The organism is Shewanella sp. SM20, from assembly GCF_025654545.1.
Lineage (GTDB): Bacteria > Pseudomonadota > Gammaproteobacteria > Enterobacterales > Shewanellaceae > Shewanella > Shewanella oncorhynchi.
In genome coordinates this window covers 33,798-47,862 of sequence record NZ_JAKKRK010000010.1, presented here as the reverse complement: position 1 = coordinate 47,862, position 14,065 = coordinate 33,798, and the positions used below count along the sequence as shown (strand labels likewise).

At 45.1% G+C, this 14,065-nt stretch carries 12 protein-coding genes; 6 read left to right on the top strand and 6 right to left on the bottom strand.

The window, feature by feature from the left end; genetic code table 11:
- Window positions 1-136 precede the first annotated feature (136 nt).
- Complete coding sequence (locus tag L5M18_RS06185) at window positions 137-1,243, top strand: CobW family GTP-binding protein (RefSeq protein ID WP_263196251.1); 1,107 nt, start codon at window positions 137-139, stop codon at window positions 1,241-1,243.
- 78 nt (window positions 1,244-1,321) lie between these two features.
- Here L5M18_RS06185 and L5M18_RS06180 read toward each other — a convergent pair whose 3' ends face one another.
- Window positions 1,322-2,083, bottom strand: coding sequence for a substrate-binding periplasmic protein (locus tag L5M18_RS06180; RefSeq protein WP_168823321.1), 762 nt, complete (start codon window positions 2,081-2,083; stop codon window positions 1,322-1,324).
- Window positions 2,084-2,468: 385 nt separating this feature from the next.
- Here L5M18_RS06180 and L5M18_RS06175 point away from each other — a divergent pair, with 385 nt between their 5' ends.
- Entirely contained in the window at window positions 2,469-2,993 is a 525-nt protein-coding gene (locus L5M18_RS06175) for a DUF3087 domain-containing protein (RefSeq protein ID WP_263196284.1), read from the top strand.
- Between the two features lie 100 nt (window positions 2,994-3,093).
- Here the strand turns inward: L5M18_RS06175 and L5M18_RS06170 are convergent, their stop codons facing one another.
- Window positions 3,094-4,635 (bottom strand): MFS transporter, encoded by a 1,542-nt coding sequence (locus tag L5M18_RS06170; protein WP_028760700.1) that lies wholly within the window; start codon window positions 4,633-4,635, stop codon window positions 3,094-3,096.
- Between the two features lie 400 nt (window positions 4,636-5,035).
- On the opposite strand from L5M18_RS06170, the gene L5M18_RS06165 reads away from it, so the two are divergent.
- From L5M18_RS06165 to L5M18_RS06150, 4 genes are all read left to right on the top strand, one after another.
- Window positions 5,036-6,391 carry an MATE family efflux transporter gene (locus L5M18_RS06165; protein WP_028760699.1) on the top strand — a complete coding sequence of 452 codons (1,356 nt, stop codon included), beginning with the start codon at window positions 5,036-5,038 and terminating at the stop codon, window positions 6,389-6,391.
- 388 nt (window positions 6,392-6,779) lie between these two features.
- Window positions 6,780-8,291: a hypothetical protein gene (locus tag L5M18_RS06160; protein WP_263145081.1), complete on the top strand. Its 1,512-nt coding sequence runs from the start codon at window positions 6,780-6,782 to the stop codon at window positions 8,289-8,291.
- A 121-nt stretch (window positions 8,292-8,412) separates the two neighbouring features.
- On the top strand, window positions 8,413-8,880 hold the full coding sequence (locus tag L5M18_RS06155; RefSeq protein ID WP_251068797.1) for a DUF6386 family protein: 468 nt from the start codon (window positions 8,413-8,415) through the stop codon (window positions 8,878-8,880).
- Window positions 8,881-8,989: 109 nt separating this feature from the next.
- Window positions 8,990-9,343, top strand: coding sequence for a hypothetical protein (locus tag L5M18_RS06150; protein WP_263196248.1), 354 nt, complete (start codon window positions 8,990-8,992; stop codon window positions 9,341-9,343).
- A gap of 11 nt (window positions 9,344-9,354) precedes the next feature.
- Here L5M18_RS06150 and L5M18_RS06145 read toward each other — a convergent pair whose 3' ends face one another.
- The 4 genes from L5M18_RS06145 to L5M18_RS06130 form a co-directional block, all read right to left on the bottom strand.
- A complete protein-coding gene (locus tag L5M18_RS06145) occupies window positions 9,355-10,533 on the bottom strand; it encodes an AAA family ATPase (protein WP_263196246.1) in 1,179 nt (392 codons plus the stop codon).
- A gap of 634 nt (window positions 10,534-11,167) precedes the next feature.
- Window positions 11,168-11,737: a lactate utilization protein C gene (locus tag L5M18_RS06140; protein WP_028760696.1), complete on the bottom strand. Its 570-nt coding sequence runs from the start codon at window positions 11,735-11,737 to the stop codon at window positions 11,168-11,170.
- 1 nt (window position 11,738) lies between these two features.
- Complete coding sequence (locus tag L5M18_RS06135) at window positions 11,739-13,133, bottom strand: lactate utilization protein B (protein ID WP_113941021.1); 1,395 nt, start codon at window positions 13,131-13,133, stop codon at window positions 11,739-11,741.
- 10 nt (window positions 13,134-13,143) lie between these two features.
- Window positions 13,144-13,887, bottom strand: a complete 744-nt coding sequence (locus L5M18_RS06130; protein ID WP_006085148.1) for a (Fe-S)-binding protein — start codon at window positions 13,885-13,887, stop codon at window positions 13,144-13,146.
- Window positions 13,888-14,065: the final 178 nt, after the last annotated feature.

Below are 14,065 nucleotides of genomic sequence, written 5' to 3'. Positions count from 1 at the left end.
ATAGTCAGTTGCATATTTTGCTACATAGCCTGTCGCTATTCTAAAAGCGCATCCTCACCGATGCGCTTTTTGTTGAGCTTCAAAGCCAATACTTCTACACTCGAGCGCCAAGCTTTTTATTCGAGCGAGTTTCCTTATGATTATCAAAGCGATTCCCACCAATATCATTACAGGTTTTTTAGGTGTAGGTAAAACCTCTCTGATTAAGCAATTGCTGGCGACTAAACCCGCGGATGAAATTTGGGCAGTACTGGTCAATGAATTTGGTGAGGTCGGCATTGATGCGGGGTTACTGAATTCCTCCGATAACGGCATACAAATTCGTGAGGTTGCGGGTGGCTGTATGTGCTGCGCCGCGGGCGTACCAACACAAGTGGCCATCAATCAGTTGATTGCGAAAGCGAAACCTGACCGTTTATTGATAGAACCGACTGGGCTTGGGCATCCTAATGAAATCATTAAAGTACTGAGTGCGCCCCATTATCAGAATGTGATTTCACTGCGTAGCACCCTATGTTTGGTGGACGCGCGTAAGATCCACGATCCTCGCTATCGCGAACATGCAAATTTTATCCAACAGTTGCAAGTGGCCGATGTGATCATCGCAACTAAGTCTGACTTGTATGATGCTGAAAATACTAAGTTACTCTATGAATTGCAGACTTATTTAAGCCATATTGAACGTACTGATATTCCTGTAGTGAGCCACTCTAATCAACAGCCTTTACCTAGCGCTTTACTGGACTATCTTAACCAACCAAGGCGCGTGTCACTCAATATAAATGGGCATGCTAGCGCGGGCCTAAAGCTGGGCAGCCTACCGACGACGGCCCCAAGCTTGTTTCGTGCTGGTGGTTCTCGCTTGAGTGAGTTGAGCCTCTTTGCCGAAGGTGCAATCGAAGCCGCACTTGATTTTGATGATCGCGGTATAGTGCGAAAGCAGAATCAAGGTGAAGGTTGTTTTAGCTGCGGCTGGGTGTTTGAACCGAGTCAAGAATTTGATTTTGATAAATTAATGGATTTTATTCAGCGGCAAGCTCAGTCATCCAACGTTGGGCAAGTGTTGCTTAGATTAAAGGCTGTGATGATCACTACTGATGGAATTGCAGGATTTAACTGGATTGACCATGAGTTTAGTGTGGTTGAACTCGATGACACCTTAGATTCCAGACTAGAAATGATTACCATGGACGACGTTAATTGGGACGAGATTGAGCTGCAGTTGATTACTTGTCTTAGCTAACAGAGTTCCCCATCACTCTTTATTACAGGTGTGAGCATAGGTAAGAGGGGCGGATTTGGTGGGAACAGTAAGGTTGGATCAGTAAGGCAAGGTCACGCGGTATTTTTGGCCGAGTGTCGTGAGTGTGCCATTTTGGATCATCTCCTCGAAGAAGCTGTCAAAACGAGTTCTTAGCGGATCAAATTTAGCTTGTTTCGGAAAAGCCATAAAGCCGTCTCGCACATCGATTATCGGCATGATTGGCGTAATTGCTTTAGGGATTTTGATTTGGGCGAGCACTGCATTTGTATTGCGACTATTGGTGGCGAGTAAATCTAAATCACCCCGCGAAAGCCGTTCTATACCACTTTTAATATCGACAAATTCATTGATATTTAATGATTTAGTTTGTTCAGTAAACCGTGTGCCATAACTCCAGCCCTGCATTTTTCCAATCCGTTGCGTTTTAATACTGGCATAGTCGCCATTCCACACTATTTCATTGTCTGCCCGAGCATAAAACACCATATCATCGCGGTAAAATGCCTTCGCCGCAAAAACCAAGTTGGCATTACGTTCTGGGGTATCGTAGGGACCAATAAGAATATCCGCTTGGCCACGTTCAACCATAGAGATAGCGCGGCGCCATGGGGTAATTTGATAGTGAATGTTCACACTTTGCTGCTGGGCGAAGCGATTCAAAATATCGACACCTAAGCCGGTATATTCGCCATTGGCTTGTAGTTCAAAAATTTGACTGAAACTCGAACCCACTGCAAGCAGGTCTTTGGCCTGTGCAGTCAAGCAAAGGCTGCTGAGCGCCAAAAGGACGACTTGTGCAAAGCCTTTGCTGAGTATCATGGCATTCCTTGTGTGGTTTGAATGCGGGAGGTTAGAACACTGTCTCTCGTAAAAGCGGCGATTATTGTTATGCAATTCACTAGGGTTAAGGTTAGCAAATTTTACCCAGATTTGATCGAACGTTAACATTTTAATGTTTTGAAATAAATGGAAGATTAATCGTAAGGGCATTAAGCCGTTGATCTTTAATCGATACATCATCCTATCCCTCAGCCTGCTTAGTTACGCCTAAAAGTTTCAATTTGTATCGTTTGTAAGTGAGAATGAGAAATGTATTTTAGCTATGCGTTTAAATCAGTTAAGGCCGAATAAAGGGGATTGGGGTATGCTCTGCCATTCATTGATTTATACCCCAATGCTGGGCGGTTTATTTGAGCGGGATGTTATGAAGCTGCAGGAAATAGATAAAACCTTGTATCGTAAAAACATGAATTTATTCATCGTTATTCTAGTTGTTAGCTTAGTCGTGTTATCACTGATTTTTGGTACTGGACTCATTGCGCTGTTTGGGGCGACGCCAGTGCCAGGTGAGCCAACAGGTAATTTTCACTTGAATCTCTTAGGCGTAATTTTCAGTCTGGGTCTGTGTAGCGCCGTGATTTACAACTTAAAAGACCGACCTTTTTTCAGTGAAATTTATTATGTGTGGCAATTAAAGCAACTCCATAATCGTATTTATCGTAAGTTGATAAAGATTAAAGCCGCTGCAGCGCAAAATGACGTGAATGCTTTGATTATACTGCTGTTTTATTACACCAGTTTAAGGCAAGTGTATGAACTCGATGACAATACGCTGACCTTGCCGGCACTGACTCAAGATCTCAATCGTCTTAATACGCAAATCGAGAGCTTAGGCCTATTGCTTTCGCCCGAACATTTTACGCCTGAACTGCTGACGCGTCCTTTCTGATACTGATGAGGCAAGATGAGGATTGCTCCTCACCTTGCCATCATCTAGCCCTTATCTTGTCTTTGTCGTCCTTGCCCAGAATGAGGTCAGCGAGTTTCACTTAGGCGGCTTGCTGGGCTCTTTGTAGTGTGAGTAACCACTTACCATAGATGTAAATCCCTACCGCTGAGATAGTCCCTATGGCGGCGATGATGTACCATGCCATGCCAATGTTATGGCTGTGGTATAGCAATTGGGTGAGATCGTGTGCGTTTTCACCTGTGTAACTCACCAAGGTAGTAAAGGCTTCACCTTGAGGAATGGCGCTGACCTCAGTGCTGTTCATGCCGCGCTCTAGCAATAAATCCCGCGAAAATAATTCCTTTGATGCATAAATCTCGTAGAGTTTAGGGCCAAAGTAGCCTTCTAATCCCCAGCCGATCCCTTGGGGCAACATCACAAATCCTAAGTACATGGCTTTTTTGCCTTCGGGAGCAATATTACCCATAAACTCGTTTTTCTTCGGGCTAATCATCATTTCGCCAATGGAGAACATGGCTATCGCGAATACGATAAACCATGCCGCATGGAAAGCACCGATAAACACAAAAGCTAAAATACTCAGCAAACAACCAATAAACATAGCGGTAGTGATACGGTATTTAGCCGTCAGTGCCGCGACGATAAAACAGCAGGTCATGATCAGGCCCGCATTGAGGTTTAACATGCCTTCGGGCATCACCTTAGTGCCTTCGTTATTGAGGCCAAGCCAAAATTGTAGAATACCGTTACTGGTGCCTTCGCTGCCAAAGAGGGAGGTGACGATTACGCTGGTATCGACCCATTCGGAAATATGGATAGGCAGCACATCGAATAGGGCATTGAACAGGAACCAAAAGCCTGAAAAAACGAGCATATAGTAGATCACAATCGGCTTTTTCAACTCGCGCCAAGCATCACGCCACAGGGATTCTTGTTCGACTTCACCTGATTTTATTTGCTTATTGCGTTCCAGTCGCTCGGCTTTACCTGGCTCGGTATAGGTGAGTAAGAATAAGAAGTTGAGTGAGATAATCGCGGCGCAGGCGAAAAATACATTGTCCCAAGACAATTGGCGCATATGCACGGCAACTAAAGGCCCGAGGAAACCGCCAATGTTTACAACTTGGTAAAAAATGCCCCAAGCCATTGAAGTGTTATTGCGATTAGTGGACAGCACTAAGGTGCCTTGAATGCCCGGTTTAAATATCCCTGTGCCTATGGCAAGGAGTAATGCACCGACAAGGAAGCCCCAAAAGCTGGGGAAGAATGCCATGACGAGATAGCCAAAGATTTTAATGATGGTGGAGCCGAAGATGGTTTCTTTGTAGCCCACTCGGTCAGACATGCCACCGGTGAACACGGGCACAAAGGTTTGCATGATCGCCCAGAGGGAAATAATAATGCCGTAGTCACTCAGGCTGATCCCAAGGCCGCCCGCAGACTCTGGCGCTTTAGCATACAGTCCTGCACTGGCTTTAACACCGTAGTAGGCGATACGCTCGACTAACTCCATACCGCCAACTAACCAAAACACATAACCTAAGCTAGTAATGGAGGCCCACATGCCGAGCTGTTTGACTTCTCGCAGATCGTTGCCTGCATTTGGACTATTCTGACTCATGTCCTTCCCTTATTATTGTTATTGAATTTATTTCTGTTTAACCCATTAATTATCAAAAGCTTAAATTTATAAAGTTAATGATTTCATCTTGCTTAAATACGTTAATGGGCTTGCTTGAACGGATACTTTACCTAATTCGGCCTTAAACACCAAAAAAGTAGCAGAAAATGATGAATTAACCCACATCTGTTATTGAACTGTACTGAGTTTGTCATTTGGCTGAAATTGGACTGTTTCTTCTTAAGTCATTGTGATGATTAATCTTTATTGTTAATTATTCACAATGAACATGCTTTGAGTTCTCGCTATTTTTAGGTACAATCCATTGTCGCATTTTTGTTCACTCGATCATTTTTCTAGATAGATACGACTCTAGCCCCCCTTTTTGTGAGAAACGCTAATGACAGCAACAACATCTAATCATGCTCCTGCGGATATGAGCTTGCTCGAGGAGCCGATTGCGAAGCTTTTTTGGCGCTATACCATACCCACCATAGCCTCTATGTTGGTCACGGGCGTATATGTGACAATTGATGGCATCTTTGTTGGCCATTATTTAGGTGAAACAGGGCTGGCGGGGATGATGCTAGCTTACCCTGTTGGCGCGATTTTATACGCTATTGGCGCCATGATAGGTATGGGTAGCGCGGCATTAGTGTCAATCAATCTTGGCCAAGGTAATGTAGTCAAGGCCCGTAAACTACTGGGTAATGCCTTTACGTTATGTTTATTAACGGGATGCTTTTTTGCCCTTGTTGGTGGGATATTTTCGCGAGATATTTTGGTTGCTCTCGGGGCGCAAGGGGAGATGCTCGAAAACGCTAACGAATACTTATTCTGGTATTTTGCACTGTGTCATTTCCCCATAATTTCAATGACCTTTACCACACTGCTGCGTAATGATGGCAGGCCATCTATGGTGACTTGGGTGCTGATTTTGGGTGGTGTATTAAACACTTTCTTAGACTGGCTGTTTATTGTGGTTTTCCCCTTTGGTTTAGCAGGTGCAGCGATTGCGACTATGTTGTCGCAGGCGGTAACGGGGCTTTTGTGTTTACAGCATTTTTTCAGTCCGCGCACTCAGCTTAAAATCACTTTTGAGCAGATGAAGCTCAAGCTCGATAATTGCCTTAATATAGCCCGCGTTGGTTTCCCCAGCTTTTTGATGAATCTGTATTTGTCGATAGTGTTAACCCTGCATAATACGGCTTTTTTGTGGGTTGGCGGTCCATTACATGTGGCCGCCTATGGTGTGGTGAGTTACACCGAAGCGTTTTTCTATCTGATTTTTGAGGGCATTGCGCTTGGTACTCAACCCATTTATAGCTTTAACGCGGGAGCTGGGCGTTTTGACAGGGTTAAACAAGCGCGCAATATTGCCTTTGGTATGACGTTACTTACCGCAGCTTTAGGTTTAGCGCTGATTTATTCTCGCCCTGAATGGTTAGTGTATTTGTTTGCCGGTGATAATCCGAATTTAACCCCAGTGGCGATTGAAGGTATGCGCTGGTATTTTTGGGGCTTGCCTATGGAAGGCTTAATCTTAGTCGGTGCGAGTTTCTTCCAAGCGATTAACTGTTCGAAACAAGCTTCTATGCTGACGGGCGCTAAGCTTATTCTTATCGCTGCGATCATCTACTGCTTTGCATGGGCGTTCGGCGTGATTGGTGTGTGGGTGTCGCTCGCGACCTGTAGCACTATCTTGACGATATGGATGTTTTACGCCATGAAGCGAGTCGAGGCACGTCTGCATTAATCCTTGCTTTGGGTTGTATTGGTTTCGCCTGATATATTGACAAGACAAGGGGCGAGGCAAGTAACCTTTAGCCGAGGTATAAGTGTTTATTTTTACGTAAATTTTACAATTGGGGCGATTAATGGCCCCGATTGTAATTGCCCACATATCTTTCGTCGTTAAACATGACTTAGGGCTAGCGTGGGATGATGGCCTCTGGTACATTTCGCTGGTTTAATCTGCAATCAAAAATGACTTATCCATGCGTGCTCTTAAGTCGAGGCTATAGTCCTCAATTAATAGACTGAGTTCGCTTAGGCTTTTGGGTCGATTGATCGTTGATATAACTGGGTATTGAGCCGAATGACTCGCTCGTTGATTTTAGTAATTTATGTTTTATGAGGCCCTTATGCGCACCACTTCAGTCATTTCTATGCTGTTGCTTGGCGTGTTAACGACAGTTAATGCCAGTGCCAAAGAGAATGAGTTAGTGTTTGCCAGCGACTTCGAAGGCAATCGTTTATCTCAACCTTGGTCGTGGATCATGGGTTGTCAATTTGAAGGCGCTGAACCTCACACAGGTGAAAGTGCGCTGCTTTGCGTCGAAGGCAATAGCAGTATCGTCAGTAAGTACCCTATTTCTGAAGCGGGTCTATTAGAGTTTTGGGTCAAAACCCAGAATACTCAAACCCAATATCGCATCAATGTATTGACCTCTCCAGTATTAAAGCTCGATGCCCAGTGGCAGCATGTTGCTTTAATCGATATCACCCCTGGGGCTAACGAATATTTAGCACACCGAGTGTCTATTGATGATCCGAGTCGCCAATATATCCGTCTTGATATTGAGGCTATTAATGGCCCTATCAGTTTGGACGATTTGAGCTTAGGTAAAATTCGCCTTGATATGGCCCTGCAAAAAAATGAGCAGAAAATTATCGGCGGGATTTTAGATAAGCTGAAAGCTGATAAGAATTACGAAGTGCAGTCTGAGTCATTTCGTACTTTAGGTAAAAATTATGCCGCCCAGCTCGAGAGCCAAAGACAATACCTCGAGTACTCGAATGCTATTTATTCAAGTATCACCTTTGTGTTGGCGACGTCTGAGCGCAATAAAATGTCTAACCCTATGGGATATAACACCTTTAGGTCGGTTTTAACTGACGCTAAACGTGTGGCATCGCCTCTCCAACAGGCGCGTTTAGGCTCTATGGTGAAACCCTTTGGTGACTTAGCTACTGCCACCTTAAACGTGGTTAGTGCCGGTGCGTATTCCGCCTTTGCCGAACCCTTTAAGTCATTCTTAGCTGCGACTTTTGATCGCTCTAATTATGACAACAGTGACTTAAGCCGTAGTGATAAAAAGTTTGCTGAAGAAAATGGCCTGAAAATTTATCAGCAGGCCGAACGGTTTATGTCTGAAATCGAAAAAGAACTGCAACAAGTCACTGCACTCGACAATGATTTAGTCAGTATGCAGAAGAACTTAGATAATTTCCGTAAGGATCTCGATAAGCATCTGCGCAGTTACTTACAGCATGCCAGTATTGCCCGCACACCTGAAAATTACAGCCGAGTGATGAGTAAAGACGAGCAGGCACGCGCGCTGGTGATTGCTGAGGCGAGTGCCAATATCAGTGCTAAAGCTGAGGCGCTATTGGCTTCGAACAGCAATGCAGAGTTAGTGCAGTACATGATTAAAACCACTGAGAAGATTGATGAATTTCAAGAGTTCAAGGAACGTTTTAATCAGATCACTTCGGCCATGCTGACCTTCTACGACAAATTTGAGCGCTCAATTGCCGCCGAGCAAAACCCCTTTACCGATCCTAGCGACCGCGCCGTGTGGGAGCAGCACGCCAAAAGCGCCCGTAACTACATTCGCCAGTCGAAGGAAGCGTTCACTAAAGCCTTTATGTAAAGGATTGTTGTAAGTAAGTGGTAGTAACGGCCTAAAATTATGGCGATTTTTCTATTTTAGGTTTGGAGTTATCAAGGATAAAACAGGTAGTCAGAATTATTTCTGTTAGTGGGCAAGGATGATGAGTAAACCCTATACAACAACTCGGTTTGACACAGATACCGCCACAATGGCGATATTTGATCCCGCGGCATTAACTCATCGCTGTGAAGATACGGCTGATTGGTGGTCGGTGCCGAGTGACGAAATTTTGGAAATCAATCAAGGTCATGTGCTATTCGTAGGACTTGGCGCCGATGGCTATTATGAGGTTGAAATTTTCCGTAAGCTAGGTGAGGCTGGGCTCAATTCGAATTATCTCTCTGCAAACTTAACAATATTGTCAGGGTGCCTGTATATTGGCGCCGCCGAGCAAGTTCCAGCAGGAGATCTTGGGCCTGAAACAACCTATGGCGGCGCTTTAATTTATGCTGTGCGAGGGAATATTGAGGTGAGGGTGTATCGGCTTACACCCCATAAACTGGTGGTTGAATATGAGTCAACCTCAGAAGATGTACTAAACGAGTTTACGTCTAGCCCATTACTTTAAGCGGCTTACTTTATTCGCTACCATTTTTAATCCCTATACGGGCTGTTAAACACCAAAGGTAACTTGCTAATCATCAGGAGTAAAAAAGCAATTTAACATTATGAGTTCTATGATGAATAATACTAAATGGCGCGAATGTATGACGCTGTTAGCTTCTCGTCCTGTGTATTTGCAACTACAGTTGGTCGGTGAAGAGGACTTTCCTCTCGATTATGAAGCCTCAAATCAAGTGTTATCCGAGATCATGGCTACTGATTGTCTTTTTGTGCAAAGGCGTATTAGTTACAAATCCATTTATGCTATTAGAATTGCGAAAACCGTTTTTCCCGCCGGTTTGGCGGATGACAATGTATTTCTGCTTGCTGAATTAAAAATCAGATTACAGCAACTCGGCCAGTTACCACTAATTGAAGACGATCAGTTTATTGTTATTCATGGCTATCATGACCTCATGGTTTGTTGAATCCAGAGCATTTACAATGGCTTACAACACACACCATATCTTAAGTTCGCTCTGCGATGGAGTTCATAGACTTCACAACCTAACAATGGCTCAGTTCTATTAAGAACTGCGCCAAAACGCTCAAAGTAGTCTTCATTAACTTGTTTTGCACTGATAAGTGGTACTTCAATACTGACATCTACACGACCTTTACGTATCAACGCTGGGTCAAGATTATCAGGATGATTTGTGGTCATTATTACAAGGCAGTCATCAAGAGGAATGATTCCGTCTAACGCGTTTAGAACGCCACCTAAAGTGAGTGGTGGGTTATCTGCATTGCTTTCAGCAGTACGTGATACCGTAGCCTTTACACAGTCACAGTCCTCTATTAACAACATAGCTCCGGGCGGTACCTTTCTAATCGCCTTATGAATAGTGGCATCATTTACAGTCGATAGATTCAATATGTATAGATCGCGATGATACTCAACAGCTAAGGCTCTCGCTATACCCGTCTTACCTGTACCCGTTTTTCCATGTAACAGTATGGTTAGCTTACTTACAACCGATTTCCCTCTACTTGCGAAGTTATCAACTTCTCCCATCAACTTCTGCTTAAACTCTTCATCTAGCACTAATTCACTAAAACCCGATGATTTCAATGTGCCATAGCGACACCATTCGGTTTCTTCGAAAATATTAACTTTCGGCTCTGTAGATATGTCTCCACGAGTATCTTCTAAAAAACTATATAGTTTATCTTTTGCCCACCATGGTGCACTTACAGTAATAGAATCGTATGCCATCGTACTATCGACCTTAGATCGGGTAGCCAACATGAAACAACCACCGTATTTAAACAGGTGCATACCATAGCCGATAGATTTAACACTGACACGCCCGTCGTAACTCACACTATAGTCATAGTACACAGCCTCAGAGATAGAGCGTGAAAAAAACGGAATGGTAGTATTACTGATCAAAAAGGACAGTTTATTGAATACCTCTGTGCGCGCCTGATGGCTATCGTCTATAGTGAGCCGCACAAACAGCAGACTACTGAGCCAACTTAACAGCTTCGCGGGGACATCTTTTAGCATGTAGCCTACGAGTCCAATTAACGTAAATGTTAATACTCCAACAATGACAGCCGTCAACAAAGGATCACCATTGGTGAGCGCCTTTATTTGTAGTAATACCTCGTTCATTTACTCACCTTTACTATAAATGCCTCATGGACATAGTTGAGAATACTATCAACCGAGTCGAGGATACTATCAAGGTATCCTCAGTATGTGCGCTATCGCACGCGGTTAAAGCGACTTGATAAAGATCCCCTGCTTATCACTAACGATTGCCTTAGAACGTAGTGATATCACAATTTAAATCAACATCTTAATGTTGGATTTATATTTAAGTGTTCACTAACGTACGCAGATAAATATCAGAGATGGCGCCGTTCATCAAAGAGCAGGATGGGGCGGCCCTGCATCCACGGATTGACTTGAACAACATCCGTGTTTAACTGCCAGTTCGCTATCTGATAGGCAGGACGCCTGAATGTCGTGCAATGCAGGGATGCATGAGAACGACCATGGCTCTCGTTCATAAGCTTAAAGCCCTAGGTTTCTATTCACCGAGTCGGCGAGTGAATGCCATGGCAAGCCTGTAAACTGCTTGTCAATAAACGTTAATTAGTAAGCTGTGTTAGTGGTTTATCAGCCTACAACTCAAATATCATTCAGCTAAATCTCAATAAGAAAGCCGCTAATGAAGGCGGCTTTTGTGTTTCGATTATTCCATAACCCTTGAATTTTCTTGGTTACATTAAATCTCGAGGCATTAGAGCAAATACACGTTCAAGCTGCAGGCACCGTGGGCGCCGACGACGAGGGCTTGTTCGATATCGGCGGTTTTTGATGGACCCGCGATAAACACCCCGAACTCACCTGAGGCTAACGTGATTTCTTTAGCTGCCTGATGTAGGGTCGGCACAATCTTATTCGTTGGCAGGGCTAAGATCAGGTTTTCACAGATAAAAGGTGTCACTCTGTGGCCTAGATTTTTATTGTTAACCCAAATGGCACCGTTTTCGGCAACGCCAATGTCACCAGGGATCACTGCATAATCTATGTTTTTGAGCTCGTGGGCAGTGGGTGGCATTTCACGGTTTGCCGTGACACCCTCTACAAGGGAGATGACCTGTAACCCTTGGGCGATAAGTTCATCGACTTTGGCTTGCAGGGCTTTGATGCCACCTTCTTTATGCAGCGTACCCGCGACAGTATTGAGGTTGGTCTCGAACTGGCCGACGAGATTTTCGACTCTTGGCGTCACATCTATGCTTGGCATAGGATGATTTGTTAAGGCCGACAGTTTGAGCGCATTGAGAATTTCAAGTTTACTAGACATCTTATAGGCTCCTGTGTTTCTTAAACCAAGCTTCGAAGCTGGAGTTCGGGGCAACGGGCAGTTCACGGTATTTACCCCATGCACCGCTAAAGGGTTTTAACAGACTACCCGGTAGAATGCGCAGCGCAGTTCTCGCCACACTCATAGAGCAGTTCAGCATGGTTTCGCTTGCCATAAATTTACCCACTAATGGCATGTAACTGTTTTTGCCATAGGGGAGTTTTCCGGCTTCAGCCTTAAGGCGTCTGTGGTGGAAAATAATCTTATCGAGCGGCACCTTCGTCGGGCAGATATAGGTACAGCTGCCACACAAGGTACAGGCCCAGGCAATCGAGTTAGTGTCATCAATCTTAGCGCCCACTGCGATACCAATTGGGCCAGGTATGGTGTAGTTGTAGCTGTAACCGCCGGAGCGACGATACACAGGACAGGTATTGAGGCAACCACCACAACGAATACACTTCAATGATTCTGCGAGGATTTTATCCTTGAGCATCTCAGTGCGGCCATTGTCGACGATAATAATGTGCATCTCACCTTCGGGCTGTGGGCCACGGTAAAAGGCGCTATAAGTCGTGACAGGTTGGCCTGTGGCGTTGCGTGCCAGTGTGCGTAGCAAGACGGCTGCGCTATCGATATCGGGCACCACTTTGTCGATGCCCATTGAATGCAACTGCAACTTAGGCAGGTTAGCACCCATGTCGGCGTTGCCTTCGTTCGTGCAGACCACCACGGCGCCTTTATCGGCAATCGCCATGTTCACGCCTGTCATCGCGGCATCGGCGCTAAGGAACTGTTCACGCAAGTGGGCACGGGCGGCGCGGGTTAAATACAAGGGATCGGCTGCCCCTGCTTTAGTGCCGAGTTTCTCATGGAAGAGTTCGCCGACTTCTTCCTTTTTCATATGGATAGCGGGCACGACTATGTGTGATGGTGGCATTTTGGCGAGCTGAATAATCCGCTCACCTAAGTCGGTATCTATGACCTCAATGCCACGTTGTTCTAAGTACGGATTGAGGTGACATTCCTCGGTCAGCATAGACTTAGACTTCACCAACTTTTTGACTTTATGGCGGGATAAAATGTCATGCACGATACGATTGTGCTCTGCGCCATCTTTCGCCCAATGGACTTGTATACCGTTGGCGATACAGTTTTGTTCAAAGGTTTCAAGATATTGAGCAAGATGGGTTAGCGTGTGGAGCTTAATTTCTGAGCCTAACTGACGCAGTTGTTCCCATTCTGGGATGCTACCCGCGGCGCGGTCGCGTTTTTCTCTGAGCATCCATAGCGCTTTTGAATGCCAGTCGACACGGGTTTCGTCGCGGCAAAAAATATCGGCTTTATGGGCATGGACTTGGGAGCCATTAGCTCCGTGATTATGATTGTAAGCCATGGTGAGTCTCCTAGAGCGCGGCGTTTAGCACTTGCGCTATGTGGCGAATTTCAATCGGCAATTGCTGTCTGCGGATCATGCCATCGAGGTGCAACAGGCATGAGGGATCAAAACCCACCACATACTCAGCACCCGTTGCGGCGTGGGCTTGGGCCTTATCTTTGCCCATTTTGGCTGACACTGCGCCTTCATCGACGGCGAAGGTGCCACCAAAGCCGCAGCATTCGTCACGGCGGTCTGGATACACTATGTCTATGCCGGCAATATTGGCCAATACAGCTTCGACTTTGTTGAATCTTGGTCCCATTTGCTCACTTGGGGTGGCAAGGCTTAACATGCGAATGCCATGGCAACTTAGTTGCAGGCTTACCTTGTGCGCGAAGGGCTTGGTAAAGGCGGGAATCGGCGCGATATCGTGCAAAAACTCTGTGAGTTCATAGAGTTTGTTGATCACAGCTTGTGCTTCTGGGCTGCTATCAAACTCGTGGAAGTTTTCTTTGGCGGCCACTAAACAAGAGGCGGCAGGGCAAACAATAGCGTCGCATTCCACTCCTTTAAAGGCGTTGAGCAATTTAAGAGTGGTACTGCGTGCTGCATCGAAGCAACCCGAGTTTGTCATCGGCTGGCCACAGCATGTTTGACCCGCGGGTAGAATCACTTGGTGCCCGAGTTTCTCTAATAATTCCAAGGTGGCAATCGCGACCTCTGGCATCATTTGATTGACTAGACACGGGATGAAAAGGGCGATTTTCATTGTGTTTTCTCTTTCTTGTTAGTGAACGACATTGCCTTGCAGTGTGACCCAATATCCACACTAATGCTAAGGTAGTTGATCAAATATAGGCCTATCTTAGCGGAATAAGTAGCCCTAATTTAGTAAATGAGCTTGTAGATTTTTTCAAAAATGAGAATATTTTAACTTGATGATTATA